This is a genomic window from Winogradskyella sp. SYSU M77433, from assembly GCF_029911945.1.
Lineage (GTDB): Bacteria > Bacteroidota > Bacteroidia > Flavobacteriales > Flavobacteriaceae > Winogradskyella.
On record NZ_JARYTG010000010.1, the window covers coordinates 140,996 to 158,763 of the forward strand.

A 17,768-nucleotide genomic window follows, 5' to 3' on the forward strand; every position below is an offset into this window, starting at 1 on the left:
GACGTCTTTAAATGACCAAGATTAATTTAATTTTTAAAAATTTTTATTATGAAAAATTTATTGAATCTAGGAAAAGCTTTAAACAAAGCTGAACAAAGAATGATTAACGGAGGTAATAACAATGGATGTCCACCACCAAAATTAAAAAAATATGATCCTGACGAGCAGTTTGAATGTGGAGGTGACACAGGACTAAGCTGTGAGATGCATGAGATTTGTTGTTATGGATATTGCTTTTAATTAAAAAAGAGGCAGTTTAAAACTGCCTCTTAAACATACTATGCCACAAAGACAAAATAATAATATAGACTTAAGAAGCGAACATGTTCAAGAACTATTAGAAGCTGTTCCTAATTGGATGATCCGCTATGGAAACATGCTTATACTAATCTTTATAATCATGTTTTTTACACTTTCTTGGTTTATAAAATATCCTGATATAATCAGTACTGAGGCTGAAATTACTTCAAAATTACCTCCTCAAAAAAAGTACGCTCAAGTTTCTGGTAGATTGGATAGTATACTCATAAAAAACAATGCTTCAATTAAGGAAAATGAAATAATCGCAATCCTAGAAAACACAGCAAATTTTGAGCATATAAAACTATTAAAGTCTATTATTGATTCAACCAAAATTAACACCAAAAATTTTAATTTTCCACTTGAAGAACTTCCAGTTTTATTCCTCGGAGAAATAGATACGGAATATGCACTATTTGAAAATAATTACATACAGTATCAGCTAAACAAAGAATATAACCCTTACGAAAATGAACAACAAGGTAATAAATATTCTAAAATACAGCTTAAGTCTAGGCTAAACACCTTGTTATCTCAAAAAGAGATCAACAAAGTCGAACTCGAGTTCCAAAAAAAGGACTTTGAAAGACAAGAACACCTTTTTGAAAAAGGAGTTATATCTAAACAAACTTTAGAATCTAAAGAATTAAGCTATTTACAAGCCAAACGCAATTTTGCTAATATAGACGCTTCAATATCACAAATTAAAGAAGCAATAACAAATACCAACACCAGTGAAGTAAGCACGTCTATACAAAAGAGAAAGGATGAGATTAGTATGCTTAAAAATGTGATACAGTCTTTCAATCAACTTAAGCGAGCTATACGAGACTGGGAAATGAAGTATGCCTTAATTTCAAATATTAATGGAAAAGTAGCTTTTTCCAAACTATGGACAAAAAATCAATCTGTAAACCAAGGAGATTTACTTTTTACGATAATCCCAGCACAAAACTCATCATATATAGCAAAACTAAAAACTCCAGCACAAAACTCAGGCAAAATAAAAGAAGGGCAAACTGTAAATATTAAATTAGAAAATTACCCTGATAATGAATTTGGCTTATTAAAAGGGACTGTTGAGTCTATCTCTTTATTAACTAATGAAGATGGTTTTTATAATGTTGTCGTTGCACTACCAAGTAAATTGATAACATCCTACAATAGAGAAATACCCTTCAAATTTGAGATGCGAGGCTCAGCTGAAATTATAACAGAAGATTTAAGATTAATAGAACGCTTTTTTTATCAATTGAAAAATGTGTTCGATACCTAAAAATATTCTCTCGCGAAGAATAGACGTAAACTTGGACGTCTTTAAATGACCAAGATTAATTTAATTTTTAAACATTTTTAATTATGAAAAATTTAAAAATCTTAGGCAAAGTTTTAAGTAAAACAGAACAACAATCTGTAAATGGAGGTGCATTTGTAGGTTGTGAAAACCTTAATCGATGTTATCCACCATCTAACGTTATTATCAATCCTGATGACCCTCAAGATGGAGGACAATGCAGTACTTACTTCCCAACATATGGTATTACATGCTCTAATGGCACATTGCAAAATAACCAGTGTTGTTTCGGATGATATTAAATAAAAGAAATAAAATCTTATTATGAAAAATCTATTAAATCTAGGAAAAACTCTAAACAAATTAGAGCAACGAAATATAAACGGAGGAGCCAATGGTAATGGTTGTGTTGACGGCTATTACACATGCTCTGACGGAACAAAAATTTATGTTGGTGATTGTAGGTTGCCACATATTGTACCTTGTTATTAAACAAAATTATATTCTCTCGCAAAGAATGGACATAAACCTTGAATGTCCTTAAACGATCAAGGCTTATAAACTTTTAAATATTTTAATTATGAAAAAATTATTAAAGTTAGGTAAGACCCTGAACAAATCTGAACAAAAACAAGTTTTTGGGGGGCTTGAAAGAGATTTTGAATGGGATCCAGCACCACCATGTGATCCAAGCATATCAAATACTATGTCATGTGCATTAGACGGCGGTGATGATGTTTGTCCTAGCGGAGCCACATGTACTCCTTTTACTTTTATACCTGGACACCCAGATAATTTGATTACCGGCATGTGTGTATGTGATTAAATTCTTTAGTAAGCATAAAAAAGATTATGAATTAAGAAAAAACATTCTCTCGCAAAGAATGGACATAAACCTTGAATGTCCTTAAATGATCAAGGCTTATAAACTTTTAAATATTTTAATTATGAAAAATTTATTGAATTTAGGAAAACCCTTAAACAGAAACGAACAAAAACAAGTTTTTGGTGGTGATGATGTTATTAAAGACAAAAATGACCCTCGGGATTGCTATAACAGCCCATATGGATGCTGTTCTGACGATATGGATTGTAGATATATGGCTCCACCAGCAGTACACGGAACTTGTGGATCAGATGGTTATTGCTATTACTAATTTACATTTATGATGGGGTGCTTACTTGTTTTAGCACCCCATTCTTTTTTCATTTTTTAGTATGTCTTAATACAATTCCCAAAGGCTGTCCTGTAGCTCCGTTAGGAAAACTTATACCTAATAAAGCTGAAATTGTTGGTGCTATATCTGGTATAACCGTTTTATCTACCGTTTCGCCATGCTTAATTCCTTTTCCAAAAAACAATAATGGTACATGTGTGTCGTAGTTAAGTCCACTACCATGCGTAGACCCTTTTTTACTATAAGCTATATGTGCTATATCATCGACAATTATCACATCACCTGAACGCTTTTGGTTGTAACCATTTTGCAATAACGCTTCTATTCCAGTAGTAAAATCTGTACTATTCATTGCTGTTGCAGTATACACCTTTGCGATGTTTGAATAACTGATTTGCTCATCTACCAGAGCTTGTTCTACTTCATGTAGATCTAAATTCAACTCTTTAAGTTTTGCTTTATTCAAAAAGACTTGATTATTACTTATATTTTCAACAATGTCTGTAGTTCCATAAGTATCAGTCAAAAACTTATTGAATTTTTCTTTTCTAGAATTATAATCTAAATAACCTGCCGGAATTTTTACCGACTCTAAATATGCAGGAACATCAACAGCACCATGATCCGCAGTTAAAAATACCGTATATTCTCCTTTACCAACATTTTTATCTAAATAATTGAATAAACGCTCTAAGTCCTTATCTAGTCTTATATAAGTATCTTCTACTTCTTTGGAGTTAACACCAAAGTTGTGCCCTACATAATCTGTGCTAGAAAAACTAACTGTTAACACATCGGTATCGTTATCTTTCCCCAGAGCCTCTCCTTTAATAGCTGCTATTGCAAAGTCTGTAGTTAAACTGTTGCCGTAAGCTGTTGCTTTTAAAACATCAAAACCACCATTTTCATCTTTTAAAGCTGCCAAATCGTAAGGAAATGTTGCTGTTTCTTTACCATTAAATCCACGTTCAAAATCATTAAGATCACTTCCACTTTCAATATATGTCTCAATTGGTCTGTAGGTATCCCAAACTTTTAAATAAGATTCAACTGTATCAGAATCATTAAAATCTTTCACCCATTGCGGTAAATCATTTCTGTAAAATGTACTTGTTATCCAAACTCCTTCATCTTTTCCATGAAACCAATAAGCTGCATTAGCTGTATGACCTGCAGGTAAAATAGCTCCTCTATCCTTTATAGCTATACCTATAGTTTTTCCTCGCATTTGCGTAAATAATCTGTTCTCGTCTGCGACACTTGTTGTTAACATTCTATGTGGAGACATTTTTCCTGCAGAATGCTCTGTTCCTACAGACGCAACAGAATCGTCTTGAGCGCAATAAACCGATTCTTTAATTTCTTTATCATACCAATTATTAGAAATAATACCATGATACTTTGGTGTCGTACCTGTATAAACCGAAGTATGACCTGGTCCTGTATAAGTTGGCACATAATTAAAATGATTGTTTTTACAATTAAAACCTTCATTAATCATACGTTTGAAACCACCTTCACCAAACTGATTTTCGAAACGAGTTAGATAATCATATCGCATTTGATCTACTACAATACCTACAACCAATTTTGGTCGCTCGTTTGTAACATCATTAATTTCCTGAACCGAAGTGTTTTGAGTATTTTGTGCAGAGCACGAATAGCAAGCTATTGAAATTGCTACTATAGAAAGTATTTTTTTCATTTGAAGTTAGGTGTCTTTTAAAGTCCAAAAATACGGATTTCAGACCATCTTAAATTTAAATTAATATTAATAAACACATCTTTTTTTATACTTTAGCAATAAGAAATTCTTACATGAAGTACCTTCATAATATTGGCGCTTATTTTATAATGATTAAAGACATTTTTCGCAAACCAACCAAATGGTCTGTGATGAAAAATTTAATCCTTAAAGATATTGATGATCTTATTATCGGATCACTTGGTATTGTGGCTTTTATAGCCTTTTTTGTTGGTGGTGTTGTAGCTATACAAACCTCACTTAACATTAGCAATCCGTTAATACCAAAATATCTGGTTGGTTTTGCTACGCGTCAATCAATAATTCTTGAATTTGCTCCTACTTTTATCTCTATTATTATGGCTGGTAAAGTTGGCTCTTTTATTACCTCTAGTATCGGAACCATGCGAGTCACAGAACAGATTGATGCGCTTGAGGTTATGGGAATTAATGCTATAAACTATTTGGTATTTCCTAAGTTTATTGCCTTGACACTATACCCTTTTGTAATTTCAATCGCAATGTTCTTAGGTGTTCTTGGTGGTTTGGCTGCTTGTGTTTATGGTGGTTACGGAACTTTTGAAGATTACATTTACGGAATTCAAAATGATTTTATTCCTTTTCATATGGCTTATGCTTTTATAAAAACTATGGTTTTTGCCTTTATACTAGCTACCATACCTTCCTATTATGGTTACTTTATGAAAGGTGGTGCTTTAGAAGTTGGTAAAGCCAGTACAACAGCATTTGTTTGGACTAGTGTAGTAATCATCCTTGTGAACTATTTATTAACCAGTATAATGTTAGGCTAATGATTGAAGTAAAAAATTTACATAAATCTTTTGGTGAAGCCCATATTTTAAAAGGAATTACTACAACTTTTGAAAAAGGAAAAACCAACCTCATCATTGGACAAAGTGGTTCCGGGAAAACAGTATTTTTAAAATGTCTACTTGGCCTTTTTGATTATGAAGAAGGCACTATTTCTTATGAAGGACGAATTTTCAAAAACCTAGACCATGACGAAAGAAGAGATTTAAGATCTGAAATAGGTATGGTTTTTCAAGGTAGTGCGTTGTTTGACTCTATGACCATAGCTGAGAATGTAATGTTTCCACTAAGAATGTTTACTAAACAAAGTAAAAGTGAAATGGAAGATAGAGCTGACTTTGTTTTAAAACGTGTTAACTTACCTGATGCTCATAAAAAAATGCCAAGTGAAGCTTCTGGTGGAATGCAAAAGCGTGTTGCTATAGCCAGAGCTATTGTAAATAAGCCTAAATATTTGTTTTGTGATGAACCCAATTCGGGTTTAGATCCTAGAACATCTATAGTAATTGACAACCTTATTCAAGAAATTACAGACGAATATCAAATTACAACAGTAATCAACTCACACGACATGAATTCTGTAATGGAAATTGGTGAAAAGATTGTCTTTCTTAAAGATGGTCTCAAAGAATGGGAAGGTTCTAAAGACAATATCTTCAAAACCGAAAACAAAGCTGTAACTGATTTTGTTTATTCTTCGGAGTTATTCAAAAAAGTACGCAGAATGTATCTTGAAGAGAATGAATAATTAATTTCTGACGATTACATTAAGCGTATCTAAATCCAACCTTTCTTTCAAAAATAATCTAAGTTTTTTTGTATCACTTGCTTTTGATTCTACTGTAGATACTGAATCTATCCATTTGACACTAAATACTTTCATTGTATCGATAGATTTCATATTTGAAGTGACCTCATTGGCATAAGAAATACTTTCTAATTTTTCGTAATTTATCTTTAGCTCCTTAATAAGCTCACCAAAAGGAATCTGATCTTTTTCCAATCTAGATAAACCTTTTAGTTTACTTTCTAGATAAGTAATCTTTTGCTGTTGACTCATTAAATCCAATGAATCCCTAGAACGTAATTCTTCCATATAGCGAAGGTTATCCAAATTTTTAAGTCTATTTTGATTTACAATCAATTTCGCATTTTTCAAAGAACTATAATTAGTCATTCTACTTTGCAACACACGTTCTGTTGATTCTGGAATTTCATCTAAACCAAACGTATTTAAGGTAATTGTAGATATACTATCATGACTATACTCTGGATAAGCATTATTTTTTATATACTCAGCATGTGGCAGTGCCCCTAGTTCTTCATCAATAAATCGGCTTGCATCTCTATTAAAAGTACTTTCTCTATACACATCGAAAAATGTGAAAGATGCTGGGATCATTACTATAATAGCAATTAAAGAAGCTAACCTTGCAATACGCTTACGCTTTTTAGAGTTTGCATACTTAAGCATTGGGAAACGTAAAATCTTCAACACTAAAAATGTCGCTAGAGCAATAAAAATAGTGTTAATTGTAAATAAATACATAGCCTGACCAAAGTACTCCCAATTTGCCTTGGCTAACCCATAACCAGCCGTACAAAGTGGAGGCATTAATGCTGTAGCAATAGCCACACCAAAAATTACCGAAGCAATTGTTCCTTTTTTAGTACGTGCTATAATCAATGCTAACCCACCAAAAAATGCAATTAACACATCACGTATATCAGGCTTCACCCTTCCTAAAAGCTCAGAGGTATCCTCACTTAAAGGGAAAAATCTAAAGAATAAAAATGCGGTTAATAAACTTAGACCAATCATTATAGCCAAGTTTATCAGTGACCGTTTTAATGTATCAATATCATTAATAGCGATAGATAAACCCACACCTAAAATTGGTCCCATTAGTGGTGAAATTAACATGGCTCCAATAACTACTGCTGTTGAATTTGCATTAAGACCAATTGATGCCACAAAAATAGAACATACCAAAATCCAAGCTGTGGCTCCCTTAAAAGGAATATCCGCTTTTATGGCTGCGATAGTAGCATCTCTATCTGTATCTTCTCTAAAGTCTAGTAATTCACTTAGAAAAGTTTTTACACTTGTAAATAAACCCTGAGCATCCTTCTTTACCGCTTCTTTTTTTTCTTCAACGGTATTTTCTTTGTTCATCTCATTGGTCATCTGCGAATTTTCATCCTCAGAGAAATTGAATTTGTTTTCTTCCATGAATTAATTAACCATAAGACTCTCCAAAAGTGTCTTTAACATTTTGGAGCACTTTTTTAATATCTTGTTCTTTTTGTTTAGGAAAGATAAGTAAAACTTCGTCTTTATCTACAATAATGTAATCATTTAATCCATCAACAACGACTACCTTACCTTTTTTAGATCTGATCATATTACCTGAAGCATCTTCAAGTAAAGTTTTTGAATTCACCACTGCATTTTCGCTACTATCCTTATCAAGTTTATCGTAAAGACTTCCCCACGTTCCAAGATCATTCCAATCAAACGTTGCTGGTATAACATAGACATTTTTACTCTTTTCCATAATAGCGTAGTCAACCGATATATTCTCTGCCTTAGGATAATTTTCTAATATAAATACATCTTCAGCTTCTGTATTATAAGAACTAATACCATTTTCGAACAATTGAAATAATTCCGGTTGGTTATTTTTAAAAGCTGAAATGACAGATTTTGCACTCCACATAAAAATTCCTGCATTCCATAAGAAATTGCCTTGATCTATAAACAATTTTGCCGTTTCGTAATCTGGCTTTTCTCTAAATTGATTAACTGGCTTAATATTGTCTTGCGCCTCCTTATCATACTCAATGTAACCATAACCTGTGTTTGGAAACGTAGGTTTTATGCCTAAAGTCATCAGCGCATCGTTGGATTCACAAAAATCAAAAGCCACTTGGACATTGTCTGAAAACGATTGCTCATCTTCAATCCAATGATCACTTGGTGCCACAATCATTACCGCATCTTCATTTTCTTTCTGAATTTTTAACGCCGCATATAAAATACATGGTGCTGTATTACGCATTGCAGGTTCAAGTACCACCTGACGCTTTGTAACACTCGGTAATTGTTCAAAAACCAAATCATTGTAACGCTCATTGGTTAAAATAAAAATATTTTCTTCGGGAATAAGGTTTGCTAAACGGTTGAACGTTTTTTGAATTAAAGTTTCGCCTGTTCCCAACATATCATGAAATTGCTTAGGAAAATCCTGCGTACTCACAGGCCAAAATCTCGAACCTACTCCACCTGCCATTAGTATGGCGTAATAATTTTTATTTTTCATATTAGTAGTTAATCTATTAATTCTACTTCTGCATTAGGGCTGAACAAATATAACTTTCCTGTTTTAACCTCAACACATTCTATACGTTTTCTTCTTTTGTTTCCTTTTTTAAAAACTCGCCCGTTATAGAGCTTAAAACTTTGCCCTAAAGGTATTTCAAATACGTAAGTTTTATCGCTTGGTTCGTCAAATTGCTTAAGAGCCAAGGCGAGATGCGTATCTGTATCACTAGAAGCTTTTGGATTTTTAAAATGCCTAGCTAAAAGCGGTAATATTTCCAAGGGAAAAATTTCAGGGTGTAAAAATGGCAACATTAAATACTGAAAAGTATGCTTCCATTCCTTACCATGGGGTTTTATGAACCTTCCGTACTTTTTATAAGCTTCAAAATGGGCTATCTCGTGAATCAGTGTAATTAAAAAACGGTACGGATTTAAGTTTGAGTTTACCGTAATTTGATGTTCACCATTTGGTAATTCCCTGTAATCACCATGTCTGGTTTTTCGTTCACTTTTTATCTTAACAGTAAGATTATCAACAGCCAATAGATTATTAACCATTGACTGAGCTTCGATAGGAATGAATTCTAAAAGCTTTGTTTGCATTAGCACAAAAATAATTGATTTAATGCTTTTATGAAATCTATAAAACAAAAAGCACTCCTTTTTAGAGAAGTGCTTTTTCAATTTTGATAGAATGATATTTTCCTGGTTTTATTCTTACAGTTTTTCAGAAAGTAATTCTGCGGTCTCTATCATGCTTACAAATTCACTTCTGTAACCGTTTGCATCCTTTCCTTTTGAGCCAACTGCTAGTTTTTTAGCGAGTTCATAAGTCATATCTCCTTTATATTTTGAATCTCTTAACAAAAGCCCTAAACCTGCAACAGCTGAAGAAAATCTAAAATTATCTGATGTTGATTCCAGCTTCAAGCCATTATCTATAATAGTTTTTGTTATTAATAAACTCTTATCCTCTTTAGGCTTTTTATATCTGAATTTAATGGTCAGCATTTCATCATTTTCTGAAGCATTTACTATTTCTGTTTTTTGATATTTTAAATCATCATGCTTCTTTACAGAATCTTCTGAATTTACTGGTACAACTTCATACAATGCTGTCACTGTATGACCTGCACCTAACTCACCTGCATCCTTTTTATCATCGTTAAAGTCTTCATTATTCATTACTCTGTTTTCGTAACCAATTAATCGGTATGCTTTTACTTGATTGGGATTAAATTCAATTTGAATTTTTACATCCTTAGCTATAGTAAACATATTGGCTCTCATCTCTGTAGAAAACACTTTTTTGGCTTCTTTAATATTGTCTATGTAAAAGTAATTTCCATTTCCTGCATTACTAATTTGCTCCATTCTACCATCCTTATAATTTCCCATTCCGAAACCACATATCGTTAAAAAGATGTCTTCTTTTCGTTTTTCTTCTATCAATCTCACCAATTCTGAACTTGAGGAAACTCCAACATTAAAATCGCCATCTGTTGCTAAGATGACTCTATTATTTCCATCTTTAAATAGATTCTCCTTTGCAATTTTATAAGCTAACTGAATGCCTTGACCACCAGCCGTAGAACCGCCAGACTCAATCCTATCTAAAGCTTCAATAATTTCTTCTTTGTTTGAAACTTTGGTAGATGGCAGAACAACACCTGCCGAACCAGCATAAGCAACAATAGCGATTCTATCGTTATCATTTAGTTCATTAATTAGCAACTTTAAAGCTTTCTTTAGCAATGGCAATTTATTGTTGTCGCTCATAGAGCCAGATGCATCAATTAGGAATACCAAATTACTTGGTTTTAAATCATCGTAGTTTAATGATTTTCCTTGCAGTCCAATATGTACCAACTTATGCTTAGTGTTCCACGGACAATCTGTAACTTCATTAGAAAAGGAAAAGGGATGCTTATCTTTAGGTTGTGGATAATCGTAATTAAAATAGTTAATCATCTCTTCTACTCTCACAGCATCTTTTGGCGGTAGTTGATTGTTAGATAAAAAACGTCTTACATTACTATAAGATGCATTATCTACATCTATTGAAAATGTGGATAAAGGATTCTGAATTGCATTTTTAAAGTCGTTTTCGTAGATACGATCGTATTCTTCTGTGTTATGTTCTAAAACAACTTCTTCATCAGTAGCTTCATATAATTCTACTGCTTCAATTTCGTACATGTCACTTTTTGCTTTACCCGAATGTACTTCGCATGCGTTGCTTAACAATAGTATTGACAATACTACTGATAATTTAATTAGAGATTTAGATGATTTTGCCTTCATAATTTTATATTTTTAATCGTTATAAGAGCAAACCTATAATTCGTTAACACCTATCTTTTGAAAAACACTTGTATATCTTTTGTAAACAGTTTACAACCTATATACAACTGGTTTTTAACCTCTTAAATTAATTTTGAATTTAGAAGAACAACATATTTTTTCCCAGTTGAAACTGGCTATAGCTTCAAAGTTTTTGGAAAACAATAGTGCTTCTAAAATAATTGAAGACTGGAAAGGAGATGATATTGTTGCCTTTCAGGAAGATTTATTTAGTAAAGTAAAAGCAAGAGTTAGCGAAAAATGGTTTTATACTTATATAAAGAATGAAGCCAAAAAATTACCCAGAATCGACATGCTCAACCTACTTAGCAATTATGTTGGCTATCAAAACTGGAATGATTTTAAAGCACATCATAAAACCTCAACGCAAATTAAGACTCACAAAAAAGCTTTCTCAAAGTATCTGTGGATACTTTTAATAGTGCCATGTGCATTGCTTGCTTTTTCTATCATTAACACTAGCTACAATTATGAATTCTGTTTTTACGATTCAATAAAAAATGAACCTATAAAAAGCACTATTTTAAATATTAAAGTTTTAAAAAACGGACAATCTCCAATACATCAGCACACAGATTCTTTGGGTTGTTTTAATTACGAAACTGATGAAAAGGAAATAAAGTTTATTGTTGAATCACCTTATTATAAAACGGACACTATTGTAAGAAAACACAATTCTGGTAAGAACAAAATTATAAAACTAAAAACTGATGATTATGCTTTAATGCTTAATTACTATACCAACAAAAACATTAAAGAATGGAAAAAGCATAGAGAAAAACTGAATACTATTTTTAGTGATAATGCCGAAATATATCAGTTTTTTGAGAATAGTGATTTTGTAGAAATTTACTCTAAACAAGAATTTATTCAGAAATTAACAATACCAACCCGAAGCTTAAAAGGGATGAAAATTTTAGAGAAAAAGGAAATAGAAGGAAAGATTGTTAAGCTAAAATTTATAATTAATTAGATATGAATTTAAAGCTAAAACATATCACATTATTTATAGTAAGTATGCTTTTTGTTGCATGTGCCATGGAAACAAAAAAAGCAAAAAGTGAAAGCTATGATGTATTTGCAACGGAAGAAGTAGAAGCTTCAGAAGAAGTCGAGGCTTTAGAAGAATATGTTATTGATGCAGAATATGAGTTTAATAATCAGCTTATCAACCAAAAATTACAAGACTTCTACGACTTATTAGCCTTACAAAGCGAGCATCCCGAGTTTAACAATGAAGTCGCTGAACAATTAAAAAACTTCACTAACGACTCCATCAACAAATATAAAACCGATGATTTTTTCATCATAAAAAATATAAAACCTATAGGCAAGGCTGTTTTTGTTAATGATAGTACTCAAAAACTAAAGCTTTCTTATAATAAGGTATCTGACAACTCAAAAACAACAGACACCATCTATGCGATTATAACTAAAAAACAGATTAAAGTAGATGATGAAACTTTAATTTCTAATAAGATTCAATTTTCCAAAGAATAGAAAACCTCAAATCTAGTTCTTAACCACTATCATTTCTGAATAACTATTTACCCTCAAAAGATAAATTCCAGATTGAGAAGAGCTAAATTTAATTCTGGTAGTATTATTGACACTATCAAAACTGGTAGAAACATTTATTTGTCTCCCTCTTAAATCAAATACACTAATCACATCTGAGATATTAGTATTGGTTACATACACTTCCTTATCTTGAGTTGGATTAGGATAAATTTTATGATTTGAAACTTCAAAATCTTCTATACTTAACGAACCTTCAAAATAAGGCACAGCAAAATCAAACACCTCTGTTGCAACTTCATGACCAATAAATCTTCCTGGAATATCATCTGCTGGTGGATGAATTCCACCCCAAATACGGCTTAAACTCGTTTGATCTGAAGCGTCTTTATAAGTTGCCCATTGTAAAACTACATCTACGGATGGTCCTTCCTCAAAAACTAAAAATTCATTTTTTCTAGCCACAAACTCACCTAAACCTCCAGGAAAATATTCGCTTCCTGTCATCATTGTCATCAATTCTGATGCAGCTCTTGAATATGTTGAATGCCCTGAAACATAGCCTGCAAAAGGGGGTGTAACAAATGTAGGCCTTTGGTAAGGAAACCAATTTTCAGCTAAAATCCAACCTACACCAGCCATATCTGTTTCGGTATTTCCGATATAATCGTGCCCTTTCCATGTGTATAATTTTATTTTGCCTACGTGTTGGTTTGCAAACCCAGCTAAAGGATCTCCAGCTTCTACGACTTCAATATAATTTTCAATGAGTTCAATACCTCCCACATGATAATTACTCAAGGTATTATCGGTACTTTGTCCACGTAAAGCCATAGACCTAATTGCAGAAATAGGTCTAATATAATCGTACCAACCTTTTACGCTCCATGCTGAAATAGCCGAATCATGCATACCACCACCAAGGATAAAATAGGCTTTTACATCCCATTCAAGCGGGTCTAATTCATCTCCTTCACCTTGAAAACGTCTTTCAAATTGCGGATGATCATTGACATAGTTTAATATTGTAAACCAATGTCCTGGTGGAGTTTCAGAATGTGGTCCATCCGCCCAAAATTCAGCTAATACCCTTCCGTAATCACCCCTTGGCACCATATTCACTTCATACGGGTTTCCGGTTATGGGATTTACTGTATGACCATTACTCATAGCACCTCCATCAAAAAAGTTGTAAAAACTAGGAAAGTCTAAATAGGTTGTTGGAAAATTACTAATATCCACATTACCAAAAGAATTTGGTGATATATCCCACATTACTCCATCTGTAGGATCTAAATGCGATTGCCAAATAGAAACCATAGAAAACCCCCATTTATATGCATCACTAGAATCATTATTATCGATTAGACTTATCCGAGGTGGTGAAGAAGGATCATGATATACATTGTAAAAATCACCATCTCTTTCATAGGTTACTTTATCTTCATCTGTTAAAGCAAAAGGAAGGACATTTCCCCATTCAGGACTTAGAAAGCCAGGTATATTTCCATCAATAACATTCCCTGACTGATCAATAAAAACCTCAAAAGCCAAAGGCTGCCATCTATTTGGATCTGTCATAGGTGTATTATCATTTACATCTAAAGCAAGAGGAGTATTTATAGGTGCATAATAATCATTATCATAGCCAGTTGATTCTCTAGAACCATCCTGAAGTCCATAATCGATTATAGTTTGAGCTACATAGTTTCCTAAAGCTGCTGCATTGCCAGAATCGTATAATAAGGAGGTGTCATTTATATCATAACCCAATTCATCCATAAGCAAGTCGTACAAAACTTGCAATGATGCTGCTTGTGGTGCATTTTGAAAGCGATAAGACAGTAGACGATACATGGCATAACTTATTGCTTTTTCTTGTGAGGCAACTACAGATTCTGAAGGTATAAAATCGGCCAATGCGCTTGAAAAACCATGAACTGAATTCCCCATTAAATATGGACTGGCAACATCATCATAAATTGCCCAAATATCATACATTGCTACACTTGAATGAAATAAGTTTCTAGCATGGACAGTAGGTCTTGCAAAGTCACCTCTTATAGACTCTAGCAAAGCTTCATTCCATAATCTTGCCACAGAAACATTTGTCGGAAGATTATCTGCACCTAAACTTACATCAATAGAAACTGGTAAACTAGAACAAGTGTCATTAGATTCAGTAACTGAAATATGTCCCATTTCCTCTATGGCCCATTTTACTGTTATTTGTCCTGTATCTTGACCACTCATAATTTCACCTCCAGTAACTTGCCAAGATGCTGTAGATTCTGTACCTATAGCATAACTGTAAGTTTCTGTACTGAGAAAAGATGATGATACATTTCCTACTATGGTCTGAGAATCTATATAACTACATGAGCCATCATCTAATGTTGCGTCTGGATTATAATTACAAGAAATTGGATCTGTACAGCCATATATTTTTTGACTTGGAATGATATTTAAAATTTCATAACCTGAACCCTCAGTTGCTTTTATTGTGGCATTAACATCTAAATTATTAAAAGTCTCAATCAATCCTGAAGGCCATTTAATTTCTAAACTCAATATTTGTGAAGCGTTATCTAACCCAAAGTGAACTCCGTTTAAGTTTTGACTTAAAAAACCAACACCTGGATAATAGCGCTTTAAAGTACCGTTTGAAGTGGTCAAAGTGATTATAGTTCCGATAGCATCTCTATTAGAAGTAGTTCCTTCTAACTTAATTTTGAACCAATTTTTGGAAGTGACAGCATCATCAAAATTCAATAATTTGTTTTCATAAAAGAATATAGAACCGTCACTATTTGTAACTATTACATCCTTATCTCCATCGTTATCATAATCAAAATCTACAGCGGTAACACTAATTGCTGTTTCACCTAGTATAGATGTTAGTGAATTATCTTCAAAAATCTCCTGACCTTCAATAGTTAGGTTTTTATAATAATAATTTGTTTGTGAAGACGAACCGTAGAAATTACCATTCAACACTAATAAATCTTCATCTCCATCTAAATCAAAATCAGAAAAAAGCGTTCCCCAGGATGACTGCGAGTTACCTATACCCAAGTCGTTCGCAGAATCCGCAAAGGTATTGTCACCATTATTTTCTAAGAAAAAATTGTTATTCTCATCAGAGACAAAAAAGTCAAAAAAACCATCATTATTATAATCCGAAATTGAAATGCCTTTATCCTCTCCTGCGGTATCTAAACCATACAATTGTGCCTGATCAGAAAATGAAGTTCCATTGTTATTAATATATAGACTGTTTGAGTCTTGTGCATTATTAGTAACATACAAGTCGATATATCCATCTTCATTAAAATCAAAAGGTAATGCCGTATAGCTACCGTAATTAGAGGCTTGTTGAATTCCTGTAGTAACAGTAACATCGGTAAATGTATTATTACCATTATTCTTAAAAAGTCTGTTACTGCCACATCCGGCCCAATCATTTATATAAATATCCAGTAAACCATCATTATCATAATCAAACCAAGTAGCACCAGTATTTAAACAGCTGTTAACAGTATCTAGACCTGAAATTGAAGTAATATTTGCAAATGTTCCATTGCCTAAATTTCTCCACAATTGTACTTTCAGGGAATATGTGAGTAATAAATCAGGAAAACCATCATTGTTGTAATCTCCCCAAAAGGCTCCGTTTTTATGCCCATCTAAACCTAAATAAGGATTCCCTCCTTCTTCTTGGGTCAATAGATCCTGAAAACCTGCAAACTCAGTTACATCAGTAAAAGATCCATCGTTATTATTTCTAAATAATCTGCTTAATGTTTTCGGACTTCCGGTATTATCTTTTGCTTTTGCTACAACAAAAATATCTAAGTCATTATCACCATCATAATCTGCAACAGCTACACCATTGTTCTCCTCTAAAATTCCTAAACCAACAATATTTTCAACACGTTCAAAAGTCTGAGCAGAAACGTAATTATTACTTATTACATACAAAGAAAAAAGAAGCAATACATATTTAGTTTTGAGTAATTTTTCAATCATAAAAAATGCTATTTTACTTTAAATATATAAAATTCGTTTTAACGTTTTATTAACTAAAATTAAAATCAATTTATTTTCGTTTTTTTAACTTATTTAAAGTGAAATAAAAATTAAATAGCCTCTTTTATTGAAAAAAACTTAATATTAAAAAGAAAAAACAAAACTTAAAGCAAACACAAAGTTTTCATACAAATATAAAAACACACTTGAAAATAGACTAAATATTGCGTAACTTAGTAAGAGATTTCTACAGGTCTGAAAACACAGAAAATTTACTATCATGGCTTTTATTGATTATTACAAAATACTTGGTATTGATAAAAATGCATCCAAGGATGAAATTAAAAAAGCTTACAGAAAATTAGCTAGAAGATATCATCCAGATTTAAATCCGAACGACAAGGAAGCCGAATTAAAATTTAAACAAGTCAATGAGGCTAATGAGGTTCTTAGCAATGACGAGAACCGAAAAAAATATGACAAATACGGAGAGCATTGGCAACATGGTGAAGCTTATGAAGAAGCGCAAAAACAGCAACGTCAATCCCAACAACAAAGACAATATACCGATTATTCAACTTTTGAAGGCTTTGGAGATGGTGATCATTCCGACTTTTTTGAATCTATGTTTGGTGGTGGTTTTTCTGGAAGAAGCAGAGGTGGTAATGTAAAATTCAGAGGCCAAGACTTTAATGCACAATTACAACTTGACCTTAGAGATGTTTATACATCCCAAAAAAGAGTCCTTACTGTAAATGGAAAAAACATTAGATTAACCATACCAGCTGGAGTTAGTAATGGACAAATCATAAAAATAAATGGAAAAGGTGGTGAAGGCATTAATGGAGGTCCAAATGGTGACCTTTATATCGAGTTTAATATTGTAAATACGACAGATTTTAAACGTGATGGTTCTAATCTTTACAAAACTGTAAACCTTAGTCTTTATGACGCGATTTTAGGTGGTGAAGTCACTATTGACACATTTGATGGCAAAGCTAAACTCAATGTAAAACCACTAACTCAAAACGGCACAAAAGTTAAGCTCAAAGGTAAAGGCTTTCCTATATATAAAAAGGATGGAGAATTTGGAGATCTTTATATAACCTACAAAGTAGAACTTCCTAAAAAGTTAACCGAAAGAGAAAAAGAACTCTTTGAAGAATTAGCAAAATTGAAATAGTT

The 17,768-nt window shown here is 32.6% G+C and carries 17 protein-coding genes; 11 read left to right on the forward strand and 6 right to left on the reverse strand.

The window, feature by feature from the left end; translation table 11 throughout:
- Positions 1-48: 48 nt before the first annotated feature.
- The 6 genes from QGM60_RS17590 to QGM60_RS17615 all read left to right on the forward strand — a co-directional run bounded on the left by QGM60_RS17590 (position 49) and on the right by QGM60_RS17615 (position 2,751).
- Entirely contained in the window at positions 49-240 is a 192-nt protein-coding gene (locus tag QGM60_RS17590; RefSeq protein ID WP_281141563.1) for a hypothetical protein, read from the forward strand.
- Between the two features lie 40 nt (positions 241-280).
- A complete protein-coding gene (locus tag QGM60_RS17595; protein ID WP_281141564.1) occupies positions 281-1,576 on the forward strand; it encodes an HlyD family efflux transporter periplasmic adaptor subunit in 1,296 nt (431 codons plus the stop codon).
- Between the two features lie 83 nt (positions 1,577-1,659).
- Positions 1,660-1,890 carry a hypothetical protein gene (locus tag QGM60_RS17600; RefSeq protein ID WP_281141565.1) on the forward strand — a complete coding sequence of 77 codons (231 nt, stop codon included), beginning with the start codon at positions 1,660-1,662 and terminating at the stop codon, positions 1,888-1,890.
- Between the two features lie 28 nt (positions 1,891-1,918).
- Positions 1,919-2,086, forward strand: a complete 168-nt coding sequence (locus QGM60_RS17605) for a hypothetical protein (protein ID WP_281141566.1) — start codon at positions 1,919-1,921, stop codon at positions 2,084-2,086.
- Positions 2,087-2,174: 88 nt separating this feature from the next.
- Positions 2,175-2,420, forward strand: a complete 246-nt coding sequence (locus QGM60_RS17610) for a hypothetical protein (protein WP_281141567.1) — start codon at positions 2,175-2,177, stop codon at positions 2,418-2,420.
- Positions 2,421-2,541: 121 nt separating this feature from the next.
- On the forward strand, positions 2,542-2,751 hold the full coding sequence (locus QGM60_RS17615) for a hypothetical protein (RefSeq protein WP_281141568.1): 210 nt from the start codon (positions 2,542-2,544) through the stop codon (positions 2,749-2,751).
- A 49-nt stretch (positions 2,752-2,800) separates the two neighbouring features.
- Here the strand turns inward: QGM60_RS17615 and pafA are convergent, their stop codons facing one another.
- Complete coding sequence (gene pafA / locus QGM60_RS17620; RefSeq protein WP_281141569.1) at positions 2,801-4,477, reverse strand: alkaline phosphatase PafA; 1,677 nt, start codon at positions 4,475-4,477, stop codon at positions 2,801-2,803.
- 113 nt (positions 4,478-4,590) lie between these two features.
- On the opposite strand from pafA, the gene QGM60_RS17625 reads away from it, so the two are divergent.
- The gene (locus QGM60_RS17625; protein ID WP_281141570.1) at positions 4,591-5,328 is read left to right on the forward strand and encodes an ABC transporter permease; all 738 of its coding nucleotides are present in this window, start codon (positions 4,591-4,593) and stop codon (positions 5,326-5,328) included.
- Positions 5,328-6,095 carry an ATP-binding cassette domain-containing protein gene (locus tag QGM60_RS17630; protein WP_281141571.1) on the forward strand — a complete coding sequence of 256 codons (768 nt, stop codon included), beginning with the start codon at positions 5,328-5,330 and terminating at the stop codon, positions 6,093-6,095. The genes QGM60_RS17625 and QGM60_RS17630 overlap by 1 nt, the downstream gene beginning before the upstream one ends.
- Here the strand turns inward: QGM60_RS17630 and QGM60_RS17635 are convergent, their stop codons facing one another.
- From QGM60_RS17635 to QGM60_RS17650, 4 genes are all read right to left on the reverse strand, one after another.
- Entirely contained in the window at positions 6,096-7,580 is a 1,485-nt protein-coding gene (locus QGM60_RS17635; RefSeq protein ID WP_281141572.1) for a DUF389 domain-containing protein, read from the reverse strand. It abuts the gene before it with no gap.
- 7 nt (positions 7,581-7,587) lie between these two features.
- The gene (locus tag QGM60_RS17640) at positions 7,588-8,670 is read right to left on the reverse strand and encodes a mannose-1-phosphate guanylyltransferase (RefSeq protein WP_281141573.1); all 1,083 of its coding nucleotides are present in this window, start codon (positions 8,668-8,670) and stop codon (positions 7,588-7,590) included.
- A gap of 8 nt (positions 8,671-8,678) precedes the next feature.
- Positions 8,679-9,275, reverse strand: coding sequence for a SprT-like domain-containing protein (locus QGM60_RS17645; RefSeq protein WP_281141574.1), 597 nt, complete (start codon positions 9,273-9,275; stop codon positions 8,679-8,681).
- Between the two features lie 114 nt (positions 9,276-9,389).
- Complete coding sequence (locus tag QGM60_RS17650) at positions 9,390-10,976, reverse strand: VWA domain-containing protein (RefSeq protein WP_281141575.1); 1,587 nt, start codon at positions 10,974-10,976, stop codon at positions 9,390-9,392.
- Positions 10,977-11,109: 133 nt separating this feature from the next.
- On the opposite strand from QGM60_RS17650, the gene QGM60_RS17655 reads away from it, so the two are divergent.
- Together QGM60_RS17655 and QGM60_RS17660 are read left to right on the forward strand one after the other, a co-directional pair.
- Positions 11,110-12,009 (forward strand): hypothetical protein, encoded by a 900-nt coding sequence (locus tag QGM60_RS17655; protein ID WP_281141576.1) that lies wholly within the window; start codon positions 11,110-11,112, stop codon positions 12,007-12,009.
- Positions 12,010-12,011: 2 nt separating this feature from the next.
- Complete coding sequence (locus tag QGM60_RS17660) at positions 12,012-12,536, forward strand: hypothetical protein (protein ID WP_281141577.1); 525 nt, start codon at positions 12,012-12,014, stop codon at positions 12,534-12,536.
- Between the two features lie 12 nt (positions 12,537-12,548).
- On the opposite strand, the gene QGM60_RS17665 is transcribed toward QGM60_RS17660, so the two are convergent.
- Positions 12,549-16,583 (reverse strand): FG-GAP-like repeat-containing protein, encoded by a 4,035-nt coding sequence (locus tag QGM60_RS17665; RefSeq protein WP_281141578.1) that lies wholly within the window; start codon positions 16,581-16,583, stop codon positions 12,549-12,551.
- 280 nt (positions 16,584-16,863) lie between these two features.
- Here QGM60_RS17665 and QGM60_RS17670 point away from each other — a divergent pair, with 280 nt between their 5' ends.
- Positions 16,864-17,766: a DnaJ C-terminal domain-containing protein gene (locus tag QGM60_RS17670; RefSeq protein ID WP_281141579.1), complete on the forward strand. Its 903-nt coding sequence runs from the start codon at positions 16,864-16,866 to the stop codon at positions 17,764-17,766.
- Positions 17,767-17,768 lie beyond the last annotated feature (2 nt).